We start from the raw sequence: 19,989 nt of genomic DNA on the forward strand, positions 1-19,989 counted from the left end.
CGCGGCCGATGACAGTCGCCGACTATATGGCGGCGGCCAACGGCCATTATTATGCGACCCGCGACCCGCTCGGCGCCGCGGGCGATTTCACGACTGCGCCCGAAATCAGCCAGATGTTCGGCGAAATGGTCGGCATCTGGATCGCCGACCTTTGGTCGCGCGCGGGCAGCCCCGCGTTTCGCTATGTCGAACTCGGCCCCGGTCGCGGCACCCTCGCCGCCGACGCACTGCGCACGATGGCGCGCTTCGGCTGCACCCCAGCCGGCATCGACCTTGTGGAGACGAGTCCGACGCTGCGCGCCGCCCAGCTGACGCGCCTGCCCGCCGCCGAGCATCATGACGAGGTCGACGCGCTGCCCGGCGACGCGCCGCTGATCATCGTCGCGAACGAGTTTTTCGACGCCTTGCCGATCCACCAATATGTCCGCACCAGCGATGGCTGGCGCGAGCGCATGGTCGAGCGCGGCGCCGGCGCGCTGGCGCCGGTCGCGGGCAGTGTCCCCGCCGACGACGCCATACCGGCGGTGCTGCGCGACAAGCCCGAAGCGACGATCGTCGAAACGACGCCGGTTTCGGCAGCGATCATGCAGCGCTGCGCCTTTCGCCTCGCGCGGCAAGGCGGTGCGATGCTCGCGATCGACTATGGCTATGCCGGCCCCGCCGCGGGCGACACGCTGCAGGCGGTGAAGGCGCACCGCTTCGTCGACCCCTTCGCCGACCCCGGTGAAGTCGACCTGACCGCGCACGTCGATTTCACCGCGCTCGCCGAAGCCGCGCAAAGTGCGCGCGCGTCGGTCAGCCCGCTGACGACGCAGGGCGACTGGCTGCAAAGGCTGGGTATCGACGCGCGATTGCAATCGCTGACCGCCGCAGCACCCGCCCGCGCCGACGAATTGAAGGGGCAGCGCGACCGCCTGGTCGAACCGCGCGCGATGGGCGATTTGTTCAAGGTGATGGCCTTCACCGCGCCGGGCTGGCCCGCACCCGCAGGATTTACAGGAGACACCGCATGACCGCCGTCCAATTGGCGACGCCCGACGATGCCGAGGCGATCGCCGCCTTTGCCGAAGCATCCTTCACGCACACCTTCGGCCATATCTATGACCCGGCCGACCTTGCGCTTTTCCTGTCGAGCTGGAACCCGCCCGACCGCGTGCGCACACAGATCGCGAGCGACGACCATGATATCGGGGTCGTGCGCGACTCTGCGGGCGCGATCCTCGGCTATATCAAGATGGGTCCGCTCGACTTCGACCTGCCCGCGGACCAGCCGACCGACAAGGCCGCCGAACTGCACCAGCTTTATGTCGCCGAAGCCGCGAAGGGCACGGGCGTCGCGGCGGCGCTGATGGACTGGGGCATCGGCTGGGCGCGCGAGCGCGCCGCAATCCTCTATCTCTCGGTCTTTACCGAGAATGACCGCGCGCAGGCCTTTTATCGCCGCTACGGCTTCTATGACGTCGGCCGCAACGCCTTTCGCGTCGGCAACCATATCGACGAGGACCGTTTCTTCAGGCTCGACCTGTGACGGCGCCGTTCGTCACCGCCCCGTCGCTCGACGGCATCGCGCACGGCTTCTTCGGCCGCCGCGGCGGCGTATCGGCAGGCGAGCTCGCCTCGCTCAACTGCGGCCTCGGATCGAACGACGACCCCGCGCTGATCGCCGAAAACCGGCGGCGCGTCGCCGAAGCGGTGCTTCCGGGCGCGGCGCTGACCGGTGTCTATCAGGTCCATGGCAATCGCTGCGTGATCGTCGATGGTAACACCGATCTCAGCGCGCGGCCCGAGGCCGACGCGCTCGCGACCCGGACGCCGGGCATATTGCTCGGCATTTTGACCGCCGACTGCGTGCCGGTGCTGTTCGCCGACCGCGATGCCGGCGTCGTCGGCGCAGCGCATGCGGGCTGGAAGGGGGCGCTGGCCGGGGTCACCGACGCGACGCTCGATGCAATGGAAAGCCTTGGCGCGCGCCGCACCGATATCGCCGTCGCGATCGGCCCGTGCATCGCCCGCGCCTCCTATGAAGTCGACGAGGCGTTCGTCGAGCGCTTCCTTGCGGACGATCCCGCGAACGAACGCTTCTTCGCGGCGGGCAAGCCCGGCCATGCGATGTTCGACATCGCCGCTTATGTCGCCGCACGGCTCGCCGCGGCGGGCGTGACGCGAATTGCCATCGGCGGGCAGGACACCTATGCCGAGGGGCAAGACTATTTCAGCTATCGCCGCGCGTGCCACAAAGGGGAAAATTCCTATGGCCGCCAATTGTCGGTGATCGGACTGACGGGAGGATAAGGGGTCGATGACGCGCACGCGCTGGTTGGGGTTGATCGGCGGGCTCGTCGTCTTTTGCATCATGCTTCTGCTCCCGGCGCCTGCCGGGATGGAGGTCACCGCCTGGCGCGTCGCGGCGCTGACGGTGTTGATGGCGATCTGGTGGATGACGGAGGCGCTGCCGCTGACCGTCACCGCGCTCCTGCCCTTCCTGACCGTACCCGCCTTTGGCGTCATGGACGCCAATGCGATCGCGAAGGAATATTATTCGCCGATCCTGTTCCTGATCCTCGGCGGCGCCTTTCTCGCGCTCGCGATCGAGCGCGTCGGATTGCACCGGCGCCTAGCCCTCGCGCTGCTCAAACGCGCGTCGCCCACCGCATCGGGTCTGCTCTTTGCCTTCATGGCGGCAACCGCGCTGCTGAGCATGTTCATCTCGAACACGTCGACTGCGCTGATCATGATTCCGATCGCGATTGCCGTCGTGCGCGCCGGCGGCGTCCGGGACGGCGAGACCGAGGGCTTCGCCGGCGCGGTGATGATGGGCATCGCCTTCGCCGCGTCGATCGGCGGGCTCGGCACGCTCGTCGGCAGCCCGACCAACGCCATCGCCGCGGGACTTATCGAAAAGGCGCTCGGCCTGCGCATCTCCTTCCTCGACTGGGCGGTCTACGGTGTCCCCATCGTCTTGCTGTCGACCCCGATCGCGATGTGGATCCTCGCACGCGTCCAGCGGCTTGCCGATCATCCCTTCGACGGCACGGCGGCCGCCGCCGCGCTCGGCAATCAGGCGATCTGGTCGACCGCCGAACGGCGCGTCGTCCCGATCTTCCTGATCGTCCTCGTCGCGTGGATCGCGCAGCCCTGGCTCGAACCGATGCTGCCCAAGGGTGCGCTGACCGATGGGACGATCGCGGTCGCGGGCAGCCTCCTGCTCTTCATCCTTCCCGACGGCACCGGGCGCCCGCTACTGCTGTGGAAAGAGGCCGACCGCGCGCCGTGGGGCGTCATCATGATGTTCGGCGGCGGCCTCGCACTCGCCGCGGCGATCACCGCGAGCGGGCTGGCGGCTTGGCTCGGCGCGGTGCTGGCCCCGCTCGGCAATGTGCCGACGATCCTGCTCGCCGCCACGATCGTCGCGCTCACCATCCTGATCACCGAGTTTGCGAGCAATGTCGCGACCGCGAGCGGGATCATGCCCGTGCTCGCCGCGCTGATCGCCGCGACCGGCGTCGACCCCGTCCTGCTCGCGCTGCCCGTCGCGATGGCGGCGAGCTGGGGCTTCATGCTGCCGTCGGGAACCGGCCCGAATGCGCTGGCGTGGGCAACCGGCCATATCGCGCTGCCACGCATATTGAAGGCGGGACTCGCACTCGACATCATCGGCGTGCCGCTGCTGATCGGAGTGATCTGGACCATCGCGATGATCGGATGATCCCACGCAATATAGTTTCAAACGAAACTTCAGGCGCTATAAGGGCCGCCACACTCAAGGAGCATCCCCCAATGGCCATGCGCGGCAAACCCAAGACGAACACGAAGAAAATCGGCGATCGCGACCTCAGCCCCGCCACGCTGATGATGGGACTCGGCTATGATCCCATGCTCTCCGAAGGTTCGCTGAAGCCGCCGATCTTCCTCACCTCGACCTTCGCGTTCGAAAGCGCGGCCGCAGGCAAGCGTTTCTTCGAGCATATCACGGGCAAGCGCGAAGGCCCCGCCGACGGCCTCGTCTATTCGCGCTTCAACGGCCCGAACCAGGAAATCCTCGAGGACCGCCTTGCGGTCTGGGACGGCGCCGACGACAGCCTTGTCTTTTCCAGCGGCATGTCGGCGATCGCGACCCTGCTCCTCGCGCTGGTCGGCCAGAATGACGTGATCGTCCATTCGGGCCCGCTCTATGCCGCGACCGAGACCTTGATCGCGCGCATCCTGTCGCGCTTCGGCGTCAGCTTCGTCGACTTCCCTGCGGGCGCGACGCGCGAGGAAATCGACGCGATCCTGGCGCGCGCGCAGGCGCTCGCCGACGAAAAGGGCGGCAAGGTCGCGCTCGTCTATCTCGAGAGCCCGGCGAACCCGACCAACGCGCTTGTCGATGTCGAGGCGGTCCGCGCCGCGCGCGACGCCGCTTTCCCGGGCGAGCAAAAACCCGCGATCGCGATCGACAACACCTTCCTCGGCCCGCTGTGGCAAAAGCCGCTGAACCAGGGCGCCGAACTTGTCGTCTATAGCCTCACCAAATATGCCGGCGGCCATTCGGATCTCGTCGCGGGCGGCGTGTCGGGCGACCAGCATCTGCTCAACCTGATCCGCCCGATGCGCAACACGATCGGTACGATCTGCGACCCCAACACCGCGTGGATGCTGCTTCGCAGCCTCGAAACGCTCGAACTGCGCATGAGCCGCGCGGGCGAAAATGCGCTGAAGGTCTGCACTTTCCTCCGCGATCATCCGAAGGTCGAAGGGCTCGGCTATCTCGGCTTCATCAGCGATCCGCGCCAGAAGGATATTTTCGATCGCCACTGCACGGGCGCCGGATCGACCTTCTCGCTCTTCATCAAGGGGGGCGAGGAAGAAAGCTTCCGCTTCCTCGATGCGCTGAAGATCGCCAAGCTCGCGGTCAGCCTCGGCGGCACCGAGACGCTGGCGAGCCATCCGGCGGCGATGACGCATTTGTCGGTCCCCGAAGAACGCAAGAAGGCGCTCGGCATCACCGACAACCTCGTGCGCGTATCGATCGGCATCGAAGACCCCGACGATCTGATCGCCGACTTCGCGCAGGCGCTCGACGCGGTCTAACGACCGCGGCGCGCGCGCCAGTCGACGACCTGCCACCCCATTTGCGGCGCGAGCTTCCTCAGCCCGCGCGAGGGCGTCGTTGCGACCGCCTCGTCGGCGAAATGCAGCATCGGATGGTCGGAGACATGGTCCGAATAGGCCCGGATATGCGCGCTGTCGCGCGTAATATCATTCGCTGCCATCCAGCCGTCGATCCGCGCGAACTTCGCCTCGCCATAACAATTGTCGCCGGCGAGGCGCGCATGGATGTGATCGGCACCGTCGGGTTCGTCGAGCTGCGTCGCGAGGACATCGTCCATGCCGAGCCGCTCGGCGATCGCATCGACATAGAGGTGGAAGGACGCGGTCGCGAGGAGCAGCCGATACCCTGCCTCGCGGTCGGCAGCGATCTGTTCGAGCGCGGCGGGATGCAGCCCGCGCGCGACCACCTTGTCGGCGTAGCTTTCGGCCAGCGGCGCGATTTCGGTCCGGCGAAAGCGTTTGCCGACGAGGAGCCTGAGGTTGATCGCCTTCAGCCGCGACCGGTCGATCAGGCGCAGCGAATAAGCCGCGCCGGCAAGCCCGACGAGCGGCAAAAGCAGCAATCGCCATTGCTGGCGCCGCCGCGCAACATGAATGAGGAAACCGCTGTAAGTCCCTGAACGCGTTATCGTCCGGTCCATGTCGTACATGGCAACGCGATGCGCATAGTCGGGGATCGTCGTGGTGAGCGGCTCTTCCATCCCCCACCCATAGTGTGACCGCGCGACGTGGCCAAGACCCGCGATGCCAGCCATGGATTCGCTTGCCGTCACGGGGCAAATAATACAATGTCCTCCGCACGATGGTGGCCCGGGCGGATTTCGAACACAGCGACGGCGCCGATGGCGCCGAAGTTCGCTTCACGGGCCGTCTGACGCTCGCGCGTCTCGGCGATGTCCCCGCGCGGCTCGACGCGCTCGGCCCGATCGCGACGCTCGACCTCTCGGCGCTCGAACGCATCGACACGGTGGGCGCGTGGATCGTGACGCGCACCGTCAACGAACATGGCGCGCAGGTCGTTGGCGCGACCGAGGAAGCGCAGCGCCTGCTCGACGCGCTGGCGAGCGACAAGAGCGAATATCGCGTCCACCGCGACCGCCGCCCGATGTGGACACGCATGCTCGAGCAGGTGGGCACCGCCAGCGTCGCCATCTGGCACGAACTGATCGGTATCGTGGGCTTTTTCGGCGCGATGATCGTCGCGCTCGGCATCCAGATTCGCGCGCGACGCCGCCTCCGCTGGAACGCGGTCGTCACGCGCTTTCAGGCGGTCGGCGTCGACGCGCTCCCGATCATCGGCCTGATGAGTTTCCTGATCGGGATCGTCATCGCGCAGCAGGGCGCGGTCCAGCTCGAACAATTCGGACTCGAGGTGTTCACGATCAACCTCGTCGGCCGCGCCTCGATCCGCGAACTCGGCTTGCTGATGACCGCAATCATGGTCGCGGGCCGATCGGGGTCGGCCTTTGCGGCGCAGATCGGCACGATGAAGCTGACCGAAGAGGTCGATGCGATGCGCACGATCGGCGTGTCGCCCATGGAGGCGATCGTGCTGCCGCGCGTCGCCGCGTCGACGATCACGATGCCTTTGCTCGGCTTTTACGCCAGCCTGTGCGCGATCGCCGGCGGCGGCGTCTTCTGCTGGATCGGGCTCGATATGCCGCCGCTCACCTATATCCAGCGCTTACGCGAGATCATCCCGATGACCGATTTCTGGATCATGCTGATCAAGGCGCCGGTGTTCGGCATATTGATCGGCGTGACCGGATGTTACGAAGGCATGCAGGTTCGCCAGAATGCCGAAGAAGTCGGCAAGCGCACGACGTCGGCGGTGGTCGCCGCGATCTTCCTGGTCATCGTCCTCGATGCGATGTTCGCCGTCTTCTTCTCTTCGCTGGGATGGAATTGATGAGCGAAGAGATCGAACAGGAAATCAAGGAAGAGCTGGCGGCCGCCGACGCGGTGCGCCCCGAAAAATTCGACGAGGCGATTTGCATTCGCGGCCTTCGCAACCAGTTCGGCGACGCGGTGATCCACGACGGCCTCGACCTCACCGTCCGCTCGGGCGAGATCCTTGGCGTCGTCGGCGGATCGGGGACCGGGAAATCCGTGCTGATGCGCTCGATCATCGGGCTCCAGACGCCCGCCGCGGGCGAAATCGAGGTCTATGGCAAGACGCTCGACACCATCGCCGACGAAGAGGAATCGCGCGACCTGCGCCGGCGCTGGGGGGTGATGTTCCAGGGCGGCGCGCTCTTCTCGACCCTCAGCGTCGCCGAGAATATCCAGGTCCCCTTGCGCGAATATTATCCGCGGCTCGACCAGCGCCTGCTCGACGAAATCGCGGCGTACAAGGTCCAGATGGTCGGCCTGCCCTCCGACGCGGGCCCCAAATATCCCGCCGAGCTGTCGGGCGGCATGGTCAAGCGTGCCGGTCTTGCGCGCGCGCTCGCGCTCGACCCCGCGCTGCTCTTTCTCGACGAACCGACCGCGGGGCTGGATCCGATCGGCGCCGCGAAGTTCGACGAGCTCCTGCGCGGCCTCGCCGATACGATGGGGCTGACCGTTTTCCTGATCACGCACGACCTCGATACGCTCTATGCCACGTGCGACCGCGTCGCGGTGCTCGCCGAAAAGAAGGTGATCGCGGTCGGCACCATCCCCGAATTGCTTGCCACCGAGCATCCGTGGATACAGGATTATTTCAACGGACCCCGCGGGCGCGCGGCTGCAAACTGCAATATCGCGCTGGAGCGGCAGGATAGGAAAAGCTGATGGAAACACGGTCGAACAATGTGCTCGTCGGCGCTTTCGTCCTCTTCTTCACCGCGGCGCTCGCCTTTTTCGTAGTCTGGCTGGCGAACGACAGCGGCGGCGAGAAGCGCGAATATGACATCTTCTTCAAACAGTCGGTCGACGGGCTGAACAAGGGCGCGCAGGTGCAATTTTCGGGCGTGCCGTCGGGGCAGGTCCGCGAGATCGCGCTGTGGCCCGACGACCCGCAATTCGTGCGCGTGCGCATCGAGGTCAACGAAGGCGTCCCCGTGCTGCAGGGCACGACCGCGGCGCTCGAGGGCGTCGGCTTCACCGGCGTTTCGCAAATCTCGCTCGACGGCGCGGTCAAGGGGGCGCCGCCGATCGCCGACAAGGGGCCCGCAGGCAAGCCGGTCATCCCGACGCGAGTCGGCGGTCTGGGCGAACTGCTCAACACCGCACCGCAATTGCTCCAGCGCCTGTCCACCCTGACCGAGCGGCTCGCCGAACTCGCCGACGATGAAAATCAGGCCAGCCTTCGCGGTATCCTCAACAATGTCGAGGCATCGACCGCGATCCTCGCGCGCAACGGCCCGGCGCTCGAACGCGCGCTCGCCGACACGCGCATCGCGATCCAGCAGACGGGCAATGCCGCCGAACAGATCGGTAACCTCGCCGCATCGGCGCAAGGCACGATCGACCGCAATGTCGACCCGGCGATGGCGAATCTGCGCGATACGCTGAAGTCCGCGAATGCGTCAATGGCAACGCTGGAGTCGGCGATTTCCGACGCACGGCCGGGTCTCAAGACCTTCAGCGAAACGACGATCCCCGAAGCCAATGCGCTGATCCGCGACCTGCGCCGCACCTCCGCCTCGCTATCCAGCCTGACCGACAAGCTCGACCAGCAGGGTGCCGGCGCCGTGCTCGGCGGCAGCCAGCTGCCCGATTACAAGAAATGAGGACCCACGCCATGATCCGCCGCCTCCGTGCCCCGCTGCTCGCCGCTGCCGCCGCCGTTTCGCTGTCGGCGTGCATCGGCCTCGGCGGCAAGACCCCGCCCTTCCTGCTGACGCTCGACGCCGACGCGGCTCCCCCGGCCGGGGGAGCGCGCACCGCCGCCGAAGCCGCGACGCTGACGATCCTGATTCCTACCGCGCCGCAAAAGCTGCGCACGACGCGCATCCCGGTGCAGCAGGACGAGGCGAGCGTCGCTTATGTCAAGGATGCGCAATGGGTCGAGGCACCTTCGCGCCTGTTCCAGCGGCTCGTGTCCGAGACCGTGTCGGCGCGGACGTCGCGCGTCGTGCTCGACGAGGGACAATATCTGACGGCGCCGGGCGAGCAGCTCGCGGGCCAGCTGATGGAATTCGGCGTCGATGCGCGCACGAACGAGGCGGTCGTGGTCTATCAGGCGATGCTGGTGGCAGCAGGCGGCAAGACCGTAACCCAACGCCGGTTCGAGGCGCGCGAGGCGATCGGCGGCAAGGTCGAGGCGAAACCCGTCGGCGAAGCGCTGACCCGCGCCGCGAACAAGGTCGCAAGCGACGTGACCGGCTGGCTGGGCGGCTGAACCCGCCCCTCGGCGCAGTTGCCATTTCGGCCGGAGCCGCTTAAGGGCCGCGGCACATCACCCATCGATGCGCCGCCTCTTCCGGGTTTCCGGCCGCGCACTTCCTTTCGAGCCCGCCGACTTGAAAGGACCGTCTTATGGCGTGGGTCATCCTCGCGATCGCCGTCGTTACCGAAATCATCTGGGCGCTGAGCCTGAAATGGGCTGCGACGATCGGCACATGGCAAGCCTCGATCGTGCCCGTGTCGCTCAGCTTCCTCAACATGGCGCTGCTCGCCTTCGCGATGCGCGGCATCTCGGCCGGCACCGCCTATGCGATATGGACCGGGCTCGGCGCGGTCGGGGTGATCATCGGCGGCATCTTCTGGTTCGGCGAGAAGGTAAACGCCGTCCAGGTCGGCTTCATGGCGCTGATCGTGATCGGCGTCGCCGGGACCAAGCTGTTCTCGACGACCTGAGGCGCCTTACCCGAGCAGGCTCTTCGACGCCTGCTCGGTGACGTCGCGCGACAGGCCGGGCTGCGCGAGGATGCGCGCCAGTTCGGCTTTCATCATCGCGGCGCGCGCCTCGTCGAACCGTTTCCAGCGGCCGAGCGGCGGGGTCATCTTCGCCGCCGTCTGCGGGTTCTTTGGATCCAGCGCGATGACAAGGTCGGCGATCAGCCGGTAGCCCGCGCCGTCGGCGCGGTGGAACGCCGCCTGATTGCCCGTCAGTGCGCCATAGAGCGAACGCACGCGGTTGGGGTTCGCGAGCGTGAAGTCGGCGTGCTCCGCCAGTTCCTTCACCGCATCGGCGGTATCGGGGCGCAGCGACCAGGCCTGCACCTGGAACCATTTGTCGAGCACGAGCGGATTGTCGCGATAACGCTGGTAAAAAATGTCGAGCGCGGCCACGCGCTCGTCGCTGTCGCCGTGCGCAAGCGTCGCCAGCGCGGCCTGCCGTTCGGTCATCCCGTCGGCGTCGGAGAAGATGCGGAATGCCAGCGCGGGCGCGTCGTCCGCCCCGGTTGCCGCGAGATAGGCGAGCGCGACGCCGCGCAGGCGGCGGCCGCCTTTTGCGCCCCGCGACAGATCGGTCGCGGGCGGCGCGTGCCCGGAAAGGATCGAACGCCACTCGGTGTCGAGCGCGGCGCCGATCGCCGCTTGCAGCGCGAGCCGTTCGCGCCGGATCGCGTCGGGGTCGACGGTGACCATCTGGTCGCCGATAAAGGCTTCGCTCGGCAGCAAAACCGCCTCGGCGACGAAAGCCGGGTCGCTGTCGCGGCCCGCGAGCGTCTGCGCCACCGCTTCGATCACCGCGCCATTGTCGGCTGTCTTTCCGGCAACCGCAGCGACGAGCGTGTCGAGCATCAGCTGTTGCAGCGCTTCATAACGCGCGAAAGGATCGTCATCGTGCGCGGCGAGCCAGGCGAGTTCGCCCTCCTCGCGCGCGAAATCGACGATCACCGGCGCCGAAAAGCCGCGATTGATCGAAAGCATCGGGCGGCTGCGATAATGACCGAGCGGCACCGCCATTTCGGCGCCGTCCAGCAGCACGAGCTGCTCGGCCTCTTCGCCATGGCCGCCGTCAAGGTCATAGGCCTTGATGCGCAGCGGGATCAGCATCGGCGCCTTGTCGGGCTGGCCCGGCGTCGGCGGGACGGCTTGCGTCAGGTGCAGCGTTCGCGCACCCGTCGCCGCGTCGGTGTCGATCCGCGCGGTGATGCGCGGCGTGCCCGCCTGACCGTACCAGAGGCGGAACTGCGTCAGGTCGATGCCCGCGCCGTCCTCGATCGCGCGCACAAAATCCTCGCACGTCGCCGCCTCGCCATCGTGGCGATCGAAATAGAGGTCGGTGCCTTTGCGAAAACGGTCGGGGCCGACCATCGTCGCCATCATGCGGATGATCTCGGCGCCCTTGTTATAAATGGTCGCGGTATAGAAGTTCGAGATTTCCTGGAAACTGTCGGGGCGGATCGGATGCGCGAGCGGCCCCGCATCCTCCGGGAACTGCGCGGCGCGAAGCAGGCGGACATCCTCGATCCGCTTGACCGGGGGCGAGCCCATGTCGGCGGAGAAATTTTGGTCGCGAAAGACCGTGAAGCCTTCCTTCAGGCTGAGCTGGAACCAGTCGCGGCAGGTCACGCGATTGCCCGACCAGTTATGGAAATATTCGTGCGCGACGACGCCTTCGACCCCGTCATAATCGACGTCGGTCGCGGTGTCGGGGTCGGCGAGGATATAGCGGGTGTTGAAGACGTTGAGCCCCTTATTCTCCATCGCCCCCATGTTGAAATCGCTGACCGCGACGATGTTGAACAGGTCGAGGTCATATTCGCGGCCATAGACGCGCTCGTCCCACGCCATGCTGTCCTTCAGTGCCTGCATCGCGTGGCCGGTACGCGCTTCGTCGCCGCCCCGGACCCAGATGCCCAGTTCGACCTCGCGCCCCGACATCGTCGTAAAGCTGTCCTTGTTGACGACGAGGTCGCCGGCGACGAGCGCGAACAGATAGGAAGGCTTGGGCCAGGGGTCTTCCCACAGCGCCCAGTGCGTGCCGCCCGCTCCTTGGCCCTGCTCGATACAATTGCCGTTCGACAACAGGATCGGGAACTGCGCCTTGTCGCCTTCCATACGCACCTTGTAGCGGCTCAGCACGTCGGGCCGGTCGGGGTGGAAGGTGATGCGACGGAATCCCTCGGCCTCGCACTGCGTGCACAGCATGCCGTTCGACGCGTAAAGGCCCATCAATTGCGTGTTCGTCGCCGGGTTGACGACCGTATCGACCTCGACCGTCGCCGCGGTTCGCTCGCCGAGGTCGACGATCAGGTCGCCGCCGCCCATGCGCCAATCATTCCACACCTCGCCATCGACGCGCACCGCCGCCGGGGTGATCCCGTCACCGCGTAGCGTCAACACCGCCGGCGCATCGGCATCGCGCACCACCGACAGCACCGCACCGACCCTGGTTTCATCGACCCCCAGCGCGAAATCGAGCGCGATGTCGGGAACCTGCCACTCGGGCGGGCGATAATCGCCGCGATGGATGGTGACGGGAACGGCGGGCGTGGAAGAGGCGTCGGTCATGCGATCGATCTAGGCACAGCGCCCTCGACACGCAATAAGGCGCGCGATGGGACAGATGCTGATTTTCGGAACGGGCTATGCGGCGAGCCATCTCGCCGACCGGCTGCGCGCGCGCGGCTGGGAGGTCGCGGGAACGACACGGGACGGGCGCGCGGGCAGTATCGCCTTTGCCGACGATGTCGCGGTGCTCGCGGCGCTACGCGGCGCCACGCATATCCTGTCGTCGGTGCCGCCCGCCGACGGCGCCGATCCGGTGCTCGCGCGCTACGGCGAAGCGATCGCTCTCGCCCCGGCCACATGGACAGGCTATCTCTCTTCGACCGGCGTCTATGGCGACACAGCGGGCGCGTGGGTCGACGAAAGCGCGCCCGTCAAAGGCCGCCGTCCCGACCGCAACGCCGCCGATGCGGCATGGGGAAGCCTGCGCGGCGATATTCGCATCTTCCGCCTCCCCGGCATCTATGGCCCGGGCCGCTCGATCCTCGAGCGCATAGCCGAGGGCCGCGCGCACAGGACCGACCTGCCCGCGCAGGTTTTCAGCCGCGTCCATGTCGATGACATCGCGGGCGGCGTCATCGCCTCGTTCCGGGGTCCGGCAGGGGTCTATAATCTCGCCGACGACGAACCCTGCCACCAGAACCGCCTCGTCGAATGGGGCTGCGCGATGCTCGGCGCGCCGCTGCCGCCACTCCAGTCGCTCGACGAGGCCGGCCTGTCGCCCGCCGCGCGCGCCTTCTATGCCGAGAACCGCCGCGTCGCGAACGGCAAGGCGAAACGCCTGCTCGGCTGGAACCCGCGCTATCCGAGCTTTCGCGAAGGTCTAGCGGCGAGCGCCTAGATCAGCACGTCGACGGTGTGGATCAGCACGCCGACGAGGCCGCCGACCAAAGTCCCATTGATGCGGATATATTGCAGATCGTCGCCGACCGCATTTTCCAGCCGGTCGGTGATCGTCTTCGCATCCCAGCCGCGGATCGTATCCGAGACGAGCTTGAGCGCCGTCTCGCCATAGCTGTCGACCATGCCGACGACCGCACGGCGCGCATAGCGGTTGAGCGTGCGCTTGATCCCCGCATCCTCGCCGAGCATCGCACCGAACTGGGTGACGAGTTCGCCGATCCGCCCCGCGAGCATCGTATCGGGGTTGCGCGCGGCCTTCAGCAGCGCGGTGCGCCCCTGTTCCCACAATCCGTCGAGCCAGCGCTTCACCGCCTTGTTCTCGAGCAGTTCGTCGCGAACCTTGGCTACCTTCGCCTTCACCTCGGGATCGTGCTGAAGGTCGAGCGCCATCTTGGCGAGCCCTTCCTCGACGCGGATGCGCAAGGGGTGCGTCTCGTCGACCGCCATTTCGCTGAGCAGCTTCGACAGCCCCGCGACGATGCGATTCGAAATGCTTTCGTCGAGCCCGGTGAAGCGCACGATCGCGTTGCTATTGTCGTGCACCATCTGGTGGATCAGATGCTCGTTGAGTTCGAGCGTCTTCGATCCCCATTTGACCATCGCATCCAGAAGAGGCTGGTGCCGCCCCTCGGCGAGCGCCGCTTGCAGCGCCTGTCCGAGCAAGGGCGCGACGTCGAGCTCGCGCAAGCGGTCGGCGATCGCCGACTTGACCATGCCGCCGAGGCGTTGCTGGTCGAGCGCGCCGAGCCCGTCGGCGATGATCCGCGACGCGCCGAGCCGCAGCCGCCCGCCGCCCTCGCCGGGTTCGGAGAGGAATTTGCCGACCGCACCCGCGACGTCGACCGTCTGCATCTTGCGCGCGATCAGGCGCGGCAGCAGGAAGTTGGTGAGCAGGAAGCGCGCGAGCGTGTCGCCGATGCGGTTCTTGTTGCGCGGGACGATGGCCGTATGGGGAATGGGCAGCCCCATCGGGTGGCGAAACAGCGCGGTCACCGCAAACCAGTCGGCGAGCCCGCCGACCATTGCCGCCTCGGCAAAGGCGCGAACGAAACCGATCGCCGGATGGACGTCCTGAAAATATTTGGCGCCGATGAAGACAAACGCCATGACGACGAGCAGACCCGTCGCGACGACGCGGATATTCGACCCTTTCGCCGGAATGGCGACGCCAATCGGGCGGTGAAGCGTACGGTCCGTCATGCACACCAAATGGCGAAATGCCGCAAAGGTTGCAACCGGCGCAGTGGCTTACCGCGCCGGCCGATCCCCTTTACTCCGCCGGTTCGGGCACGGGCGCCCCGTGCGGCTTGCTATCGTCGCCCTTCTTGTAGGTAAGCAGGTTACGCGAGAAGAAGCGGCCGAGGCGCTTTTCGATGCTGTCGGCGAGGCTGAAGCCTGCGGGGACGATCAGCAAGGTCAGCAGCGTCGACAGGATCAGGCCGCCGATCACGACCACGCCCATCGGTGCGCGCCACGCCCCGTCGCCCGACAGCGAGATCGCCGTCGGCACCATGCCCGCGACCATCGCGACGGTCGTCATCACGATCGGCTGCGCGCGCTTGCGCCCGGCGTCGAGCAGCGCCTCCATCTTGGCGACGCCATGGTCCATCTCCTCGATCGCGAAATCGACGAGCAGGATCGAGTTCTTCGCCACGATGCCGAGCAACATCAGGAGGCCGATATAGACGGGCATCGAGATTTCCATGCCGGTGACCGCGAGGCCGAGCAGGCCGCCGAGCGGCGCGAGCAGCAGCGACGACATGTTGACGAGCGGCGACAGGAAGCGGCGGTAAAGGAGCACCAGCGTCGAGAAGACGAGCATCAGCCCCGACACGACCGCGATCATGAAGTTGGTGATCAGCTCGGCCTGCCACTTGGCGTCGCCCTGGATGACCTTGCGGATACCCTGCGGCATATTCTTGACCGCGGGCAGCGCATCGATCTTTTTCTGCGCTTCGCCCGTAACGAGTCCGGGAGCGAGGTCGGCACCGATCACGATGCGCCGCGTCTGGTTATAGCGGCGAAGCTCGGTCGGCCCGGCGCCGAAGCCGATTTCGGCGACCGATTTCAGCGGCACCGTGGTCCCGCGCGAGGTCGGCACCGGCAGGTTCTCGATCGTCGCGAGGCTGCGGCGCGAATCTTCGGACAGCAGCACGCGGATCGGGATCTGGCGATCCGAGAGCGAGAATTTCGCCGCATTCTGATCAATGTCGCCCAAAGTCGCGATACGGATCGTCTGGCTGAGCGATGCGGTCGTCACGCCGAGTTCGGCGGCAAGGTCCATCCGCGGGTTGACGATGATTTCGGGGCGCGGAATGTCGCCCTCGATCCGCGGCGCGCGCAGTTCCTTCACCCCGCCCATCTGCTCGACGATCAGGCGCGCGTGCTTTTCGAGCGCGACCGGGTCGTCGCCGCCGATGACCATGGTGATATCGCGGCCCGAAAAGCCGCCCGACTGGCTCTGGAACGACACGCGCGCATCGGGGATGGCGGCCAGCTTCGGTTGCAGGCTGCGCTCCCATTCGACACTGCTCATCGGCCGCTCTTTCTTGAGCGTGATGAAGGCGTTTCCGCCACCGACATTGACGTCGTAGAATGCCGTTTCGACGACCGGGCTGTTGTCGAGGATCGCGCCGATCTGCCGGACGATTTCCTCGCTCTGCGCCAGCGTCGAACCCGGCGGCAGCTCATAACGCACCTGGCTGTAATCGCTGTTGATCGTCGGCTGGAACTGCTGCGGCAGGACCATGAACAAGAGGATGCTCGACGCGAAGGCGAGGAAACCGATGCCGACAATCCACACGCGGTGGTCGAACAGGCGGGCGTAGGCGCGCTGCACCATGAACTTTGCCCAATGCGTGTACGCCCACTGGCGCATGCCCAGCACATGCGCGAGCGCGCCGAGGAGGATCGCGACAAGGCTTGCCCCGAGGAAAACGAAGAGCGCGGTGAACGGCGTCTGCAGCAGGAAGTAGAGCGCCGGATTGGGGCCGTCCTGCCCCGCCGGGACCGGCTGGAAATAGTTGTAGATGGCAAACAGGACGTAGAGGCCCGCGAGCACGAGGGGCACGCCCAGATAGGCCAGCTTCGTCGTCGCCTCCTCGTAACGCGCGCGCACGGCCCGATGCTTCGTGCTGTCGAGCGTCCACGCGAGTACCTTTTCGTACCGGTCGACCCACGGTCCCGACGCATGGTCCTGCTCGCCCTGCGCCGACAGGAAATAGGCGGCGATCATTGGCGTAATCATACGCGCGACCGCGAGGCTGACGAGCACCGCAAAGACGACGGTCATCCCGAACTGGATGAAGAACTGGCCCGACACGCCCGGCATCAGCGCGACGGGGAGGAAGACCGCGACGATCGACATCGTCGTGGCGACGACCGCGAGGCCGATTTCGTCGGCGGCGTCGATCGAAGCCTGATAGGCGGTCTTGCCCATGCGCATATGTCTGACGATATTCTCGATCTCGACGATCGCATCGTCGACGAGCACGCCTGCAACGAGGCTGAGCGCGAGCAGCGACAGGCTGTTCAGCGAGAAACCCATCAAGTCCATGAACCAGAAGGTCGGGATCGCCGACAGCGGGATCGCCAGCGCACTGATCAGCGTCGCGCGCCAGTCGCGCAGGAACAGGAAGACGACGACGACGGCGAGCACCGCGCCCTCGATCATCGCGAGCATCGAGCTGCGATATTGTTCCTTGGTATATTCGGTGCGCGTGAAGAGGATCTTGAAGTCGACCTTGGGGTTGTTCTTCTTGATCTCGGCGAGCTTCTTCATCGTCTCGTCGTGGATCGTGACGTCCGACGCGCCCTTGGCCTTCTCGATCGAGAAGCTGAGCACCTGCCGCCCCTTGATCTTCGCAAGGTTGCGCTGTTCGGCATAGCCGTCGGTCACCTTCGCGATATCCGACAGGCGAATGGTGCGGCCGTTGCCGATCGACAGGCGCGTTTCGCCGAGCTGGAACGCGTTGGCGGCGTTGCCGAGCACGCGCACCGCTTGCTCGGACCCGGCGATTTCGGTGCGCCCGCCCGCGGCGTTGACGTTCGTCTGGCGCAGCTGCTGGTTCACCTGGCTGGCGGTCAGGCCATAGCTTTGCATCCGTGCCGGATCGAGGATCACGCGGATTTCGCGGTCGACGCCGCCCGAGCGGCGCACCTGGCTCATGCCGGGGATCGAGAGCAATTCCTTGGCGACGCTGTTGTCGACGAACCACGACAATTGTTCGAGCGTCATGTCCGACGCCTCGACCGCGAAATAGGTGATCGGGCCGCCCGCGATGTCGACGCGCACGACCTGCGGTTCGAGAATACCGTCGGGCAGGTCGCTGCGGATCTGCGAAATCGCCTGGTTCACGTCGTTATAGGCGCGGTCGATCGGGGTGCCGATCGCGAACTGCACCATCGTGCGGCTGTTGCCTTCGCCGACATAGGACGACATTTCGTCGACGCCGCTGACCCCGCGCACCGCCGCCTCGACGCGCTGGGTCACCTGCGTTTCAAGCTCCGACGGCGCCGCGCCGGGCTGCGCGACGATCACCTGCACCGCCGGGAATTCGATGTCCGGATTGTCGTTGACGTCCATCCGGTTGAAGCTGACGATACCCGCCAGCAACAGCAGCACGAACATGACGATCGGCGGCACCGGATTGCGGATGCACCAGGCGGAGATGTTGCGGAAGCTCATGATTCAGACGCCTTTGTGCGAGACCGGCCCGGATTGCCTTATTGCGACGATTTCTGGACCACCGGCTTCACCTTGTCGCCGGGGTTGAGGAAGGCGCCGGCGAGCACGACGACGCGTTCGGTGCCGTCGAGCCCCGACGCGATCGACACGCCATCGTCGGTCACGGTACCGACCTTGACCAGTCGGCGCTGGATCTGGTTCTTGTTGTCGACGATCAGCACGAAATTGCCTTCGGGACCGCTCTGCACCGCGCTTTCGGGAAGCATCGGCGCCTGCTCGGTGCCCGCGACGAGGCGCGCGTCGGCGAAGCCGCCGGGACGGAGCGCCGCGCTGTACGGAAGCGCGATGCGCACCATGCCCTGCCGCGTGTCGGGATTGACCACCGGCGACACCTGCCACACCGGCCCCGTGATCTGCACATTGGTGCCGACGGGGTTCACCGTCGCGCGCGTGCCGACGCGGACGCGCTGCAAATCGGCCTCCGCCATCTGCGCCATCATTTCCATCTCGCCGCCGCGCGCCATGCGGAACAGCACGCCGCTGCCCGCACCGACGATCTGGCCGGTCTCGACCTGGCGCGTCAGCACCAGGCCCGCCGCCGGGGCGACGATGTTGAGGCGGCCGTTGCGCGCCTGCGCCTCGGCATATTGCGCCTGCGCGACGCGGACGCGCGCATTGGCGGCGTCGCGGGTCGCGCGTTTGCGGTCCATGTCGGCCTTCGAAATGAAGCCGCGGCCGACCAGCGCCTGCGCGCGTTCGAGTTCGGCCTGCGCCAGGTCGGCATCGGCCTGCGCGACGCGGATCGAAGCGGCAAGGCTCGCCGCCTGCTGCGTCTGGACCGAGCGGTCGATGATCGCGAGCGGCTGGCCGGCGTTGACCCACTGGCCGGGCTCGACGAGCACGCGGACGACCTGACCGCCTTCGCCGACGACGCCGACGGGCATTTCACGGCGCGCCGCGATCGTGCCGTTCGTCGAAATCGTCGCTTCGACCGACTGGCGGCCGGGGATGACGACCGTGATGTTGGGAATGCTGGCCGCGCCGGGACCGCCCGCAGCGCCCTCGCCGCCGGCTGCGCCGCCCTTGCTCGAGCTGAAGGCGTACCATGTCGCCGCGAGCGCAAGCGCGATCAGCACCAGCGCGACGATCAGCCGTGTCCGGTTCCGGCGGCTGTCCGCCTCTTCATAATAGCTCTGCGTGCCCGCCAGGCTGTCCATCGAATCCACTTTCCGCTCGTAGTTCACGCCGATTCCCTCCCTGACTTGCGCGGCTTCCGGTACGGCAGGCACGGCAGCGCCCATCCCCCTTCACCCCGCGCGACAGGATCGATCCTGCACGAGGTGTATTACCTAATTAAATCACCACTGGCAAGAGGCGAAACTTCGCCCTCTCCCCGCGCCCCGGACGGCGGGCCATAGGCGTATCTGCGTGCGATTTCCAGTGGTTACGGACATGAAAAAGGGCGGCGCGCCCCGGGGGGCGGCCACCCTCTTGTCTTGGCGCCGGTCGCGAAGGAACCGGCTGTCAGTTAGCGGCGGTCAGCGAACGCGCCCGCGCCGGACGAGGTTGACGATCCCGAGCAGAAGCACCGCACCGATGAACGCGGTCAGGAGGGTCATCGGGTCGAATGCATCGCCGCGCAAATGGCCTCCGCCAAGAAAGCGGCCAAACAGGAAGCGGCCGAGGATCGAACCGATACAGCCGACGATGATGTTGAGGAAGATACCTTGCTGCGCATCGGTGCGCATGACGATGCTCGCCAACCAGCCGATAACGCCGCCCATGATGATTGCGATAATGAAATCCATGACATTGACCCCCTACGATCGTTGTTGGCGCCTGACCCTGCAGGCATCACATTGGTAACTCAAATATTTGATATCGCCTAGCGGAATGGCGGCGGTGCCACGACGCCTCGC

At 66.4% G+C, this 19,989-nt stretch carries 17 protein-coding genes; 11 read left to right on the forward strand and 6 right to left on the reverse strand.

The window, feature by feature from the left end; translation table 11 throughout:
- The first annotated feature begins 8 nt into the window (after positions 1 to 8).
- From VGN62_RS09260 to VGN62_RS09280, 5 genes are all read left to right on the forward strand, one after another.
- On the forward strand, positions 9 to 1,013 hold the full coding sequence (locus tag VGN62_RS09260) for a class I SAM-dependent methyltransferase (RefSeq protein WP_327453013.1): 1,005 nt from the start codon (positions 9 to 11) through the stop codon (positions 1,011 to 1,013).
- The gene (locus tag VGN62_RS09265; protein ID WP_327453015.1) at positions 1,010 to 1,528 is read left to right on the forward strand and encodes a GNAT family N-acetyltransferase; all 519 of its coding nucleotides are present in this window, start codon (positions 1,010 to 1,012) and stop codon (positions 1,526 to 1,528) included. Before VGN62_RS09260 ends, VGN62_RS09265 begins: the two co-directional genes overlap by 4 nt.
- Positions 1,525 to 2,292: a peptidoglycan editing factor PgeF gene (gene pgeF, locus VGN62_RS09270; protein WP_327453017.1), complete on the forward strand. Its 768-nt coding sequence runs from the start codon at positions 1,525 to 1,527 to the stop codon at positions 2,290 to 2,292. The genes VGN62_RS09265 and pgeF overlap by 4 nt, the downstream gene beginning before the upstream one ends.
- A 7-nt stretch (positions 2,293 to 2,299) precedes the next feature.
- Positions 2,300 to 3,706: a DASS family sodium-coupled anion symporter gene (locus tag VGN62_RS09275; RefSeq protein WP_327453019.1), complete on the forward strand. Its 1,407-nt coding sequence runs from the start codon at positions 2,300 to 2,302 to the stop codon at positions 3,704 to 3,706.
- Positions 3,707 to 3,777: 71 nt separating this feature from the next.
- Entirely contained in the window at positions 3,778 to 5,070 is a 1,293-nt protein-coding gene (locus VGN62_RS09280) for a cystathionine gamma-synthase family protein (RefSeq protein ID WP_327453021.1), read from the forward strand.
- Here VGN62_RS09280 and VGN62_RS09285 read toward each other — a convergent pair.
- Complete coding sequence (locus VGN62_RS09285; RefSeq protein ID WP_327453238.1) at positions 5,067 to 5,792, reverse strand: HAD-IB family hydrolase; 726 nt, start codon at positions 5,790 to 5,792, stop codon at positions 5,067 to 5,069. The genes VGN62_RS09280 and VGN62_RS09285 overlap by 4 nt on opposite strands.
- 101 nt (positions 5,793 to 5,893) lie before the next feature.
- Between VGN62_RS09285 and VGN62_RS09290 the strand changes: the two genes are divergently transcribed.
- The 5 genes from VGN62_RS09290 to VGN62_RS09310 all read left to right on the forward strand — a co-directional run bounded on the left by VGN62_RS09290 (position 5,894) and on the right by VGN62_RS09310 (position 9,876).
- Positions 5,894 to 7,000: an ABC transporter permease gene (locus tag VGN62_RS09290; protein WP_327453023.1), complete on the forward strand. Its 1,107-nt coding sequence runs from the start codon at positions 5,894 to 5,896 to the stop codon at positions 6,998 to 7,000.
- On the forward strand, positions 7,000 to 7,866 hold the full coding sequence (locus tag VGN62_RS09295) for an ABC transporter ATP-binding protein (RefSeq protein ID WP_327453025.1): 867 nt from the start codon (positions 7,000 to 7,002) through the stop codon (positions 7,864 to 7,866). The genes VGN62_RS09290 and VGN62_RS09295 overlap by 1 nt, the downstream gene beginning before the upstream one ends.
- On the forward strand, positions 7,866 to 8,807 hold the full coding sequence (locus tag VGN62_RS09300; RefSeq protein WP_327453027.1) for an MlaD family protein: 942 nt from the start codon (positions 7,866 to 7,868) through the stop codon (positions 8,805 to 8,807). The genes VGN62_RS09295 and VGN62_RS09300 overlap by 1 nt, the downstream gene beginning before the upstream one ends.
- A gap of 11 nt (positions 8,808 to 8,818) precedes the next feature.
- Entirely contained in the window at positions 8,819 to 9,418 is a 600-nt protein-coding gene (locus VGN62_RS09305; RefSeq protein WP_327453029.1) for an ABC-type transport auxiliary lipoprotein family protein, read from the forward strand.
- A 137-nt stretch (positions 9,419 to 9,555) separates the two neighbouring features.
- Positions 9,556 to 9,876, forward strand: coding sequence for a multidrug efflux SMR transporter (locus VGN62_RS09310; RefSeq protein WP_327453031.1), 321 nt, complete (start codon positions 9,556 to 9,558; stop codon positions 9,874 to 9,876).
- Between the two features lie 6 nt (positions 9,877 to 9,882).
- On the opposite strand, the gene pepN is transcribed toward VGN62_RS09310, so the two are convergent.
- Positions 9,883 to 12,483 (reverse strand): aminopeptidase N, encoded by a 2,601-nt coding sequence (pepN, locus tag VGN62_RS09315; protein WP_327453033.1) that lies wholly within the window; start codon positions 12,481 to 12,483, stop codon positions 9,883 to 9,885.
- A gap of 46 nt (positions 12,484 to 12,529) precedes the next feature.
- On the opposite strand from pepN, the gene VGN62_RS09320 reads away from it, so the two are divergent.
- On the forward strand, positions 12,530 to 13,321 hold the full coding sequence (locus VGN62_RS09320) for an SDR family NAD(P)-dependent oxidoreductase (protein ID WP_327453035.1): 792 nt from the start codon (positions 12,530 to 12,532) through the stop codon (positions 13,319 to 13,321).
- On the opposite strand, the gene VGN62_RS09325 is transcribed toward VGN62_RS09320, so the two are convergent.
- The 4 genes from VGN62_RS09325 to VGN62_RS09340 all read right to left on the reverse strand — a co-directional run bounded on the left by VGN62_RS09325 (position 13,318) and on the right by VGN62_RS09340 (position 19,878).
- The gene (locus VGN62_RS09325) at positions 13,318 to 14,583 is read right to left on the reverse strand and encodes a DUF445 domain-containing protein (protein WP_327453037.1); all 1,266 of its coding nucleotides are present in this window, start codon (positions 14,581 to 14,583) and stop codon (positions 13,318 to 13,320) included. The genes VGN62_RS09320 and VGN62_RS09325 overlap by 4 nt on opposite strands.
- Positions 14,584 to 14,653: 70 nt before the next feature.
- A complete protein-coding gene (locus VGN62_RS09330; RefSeq protein ID WP_327453039.1) occupies positions 14,654 to 18,070 on the reverse strand; it encodes an efflux RND transporter permease subunit in 3,417 nt (1,138 codons plus the stop codon).
- Between the two features lie 38 nt (positions 18,071 to 18,108).
- On the reverse strand, positions 18,109 to 19,287 hold the full coding sequence (locus tag VGN62_RS09335; RefSeq protein ID WP_327453042.1) for an efflux RND transporter periplasmic adaptor subunit: 1,179 nt from the start codon (positions 19,285 to 19,287) through the stop codon (positions 18,109 to 18,111).
- A 321-nt stretch (positions 19,288 to 19,608) separates the two neighbouring features.
- A complete protein-coding gene (locus tag VGN62_RS09340) occupies positions 19,609 to 19,878 on the reverse strand; it encodes a GlsB/YeaQ/YmgE family stress response membrane protein (RefSeq protein ID WP_327453044.1) in 270 nt (89 codons plus the stop codon).
- Between the last annotated feature and the right edge of the window lie 111 nt (positions 19,879 to 19,989).

The sequence above is a fragment of the Sphingopyxis sp. genome (assembly GCF_035998905.1).
Classification (GTDB): Bacteria; Pseudomonadota; Alphaproteobacteria; order Sphingomonadales; family Sphingomonadaceae; genus Sphingopyxis.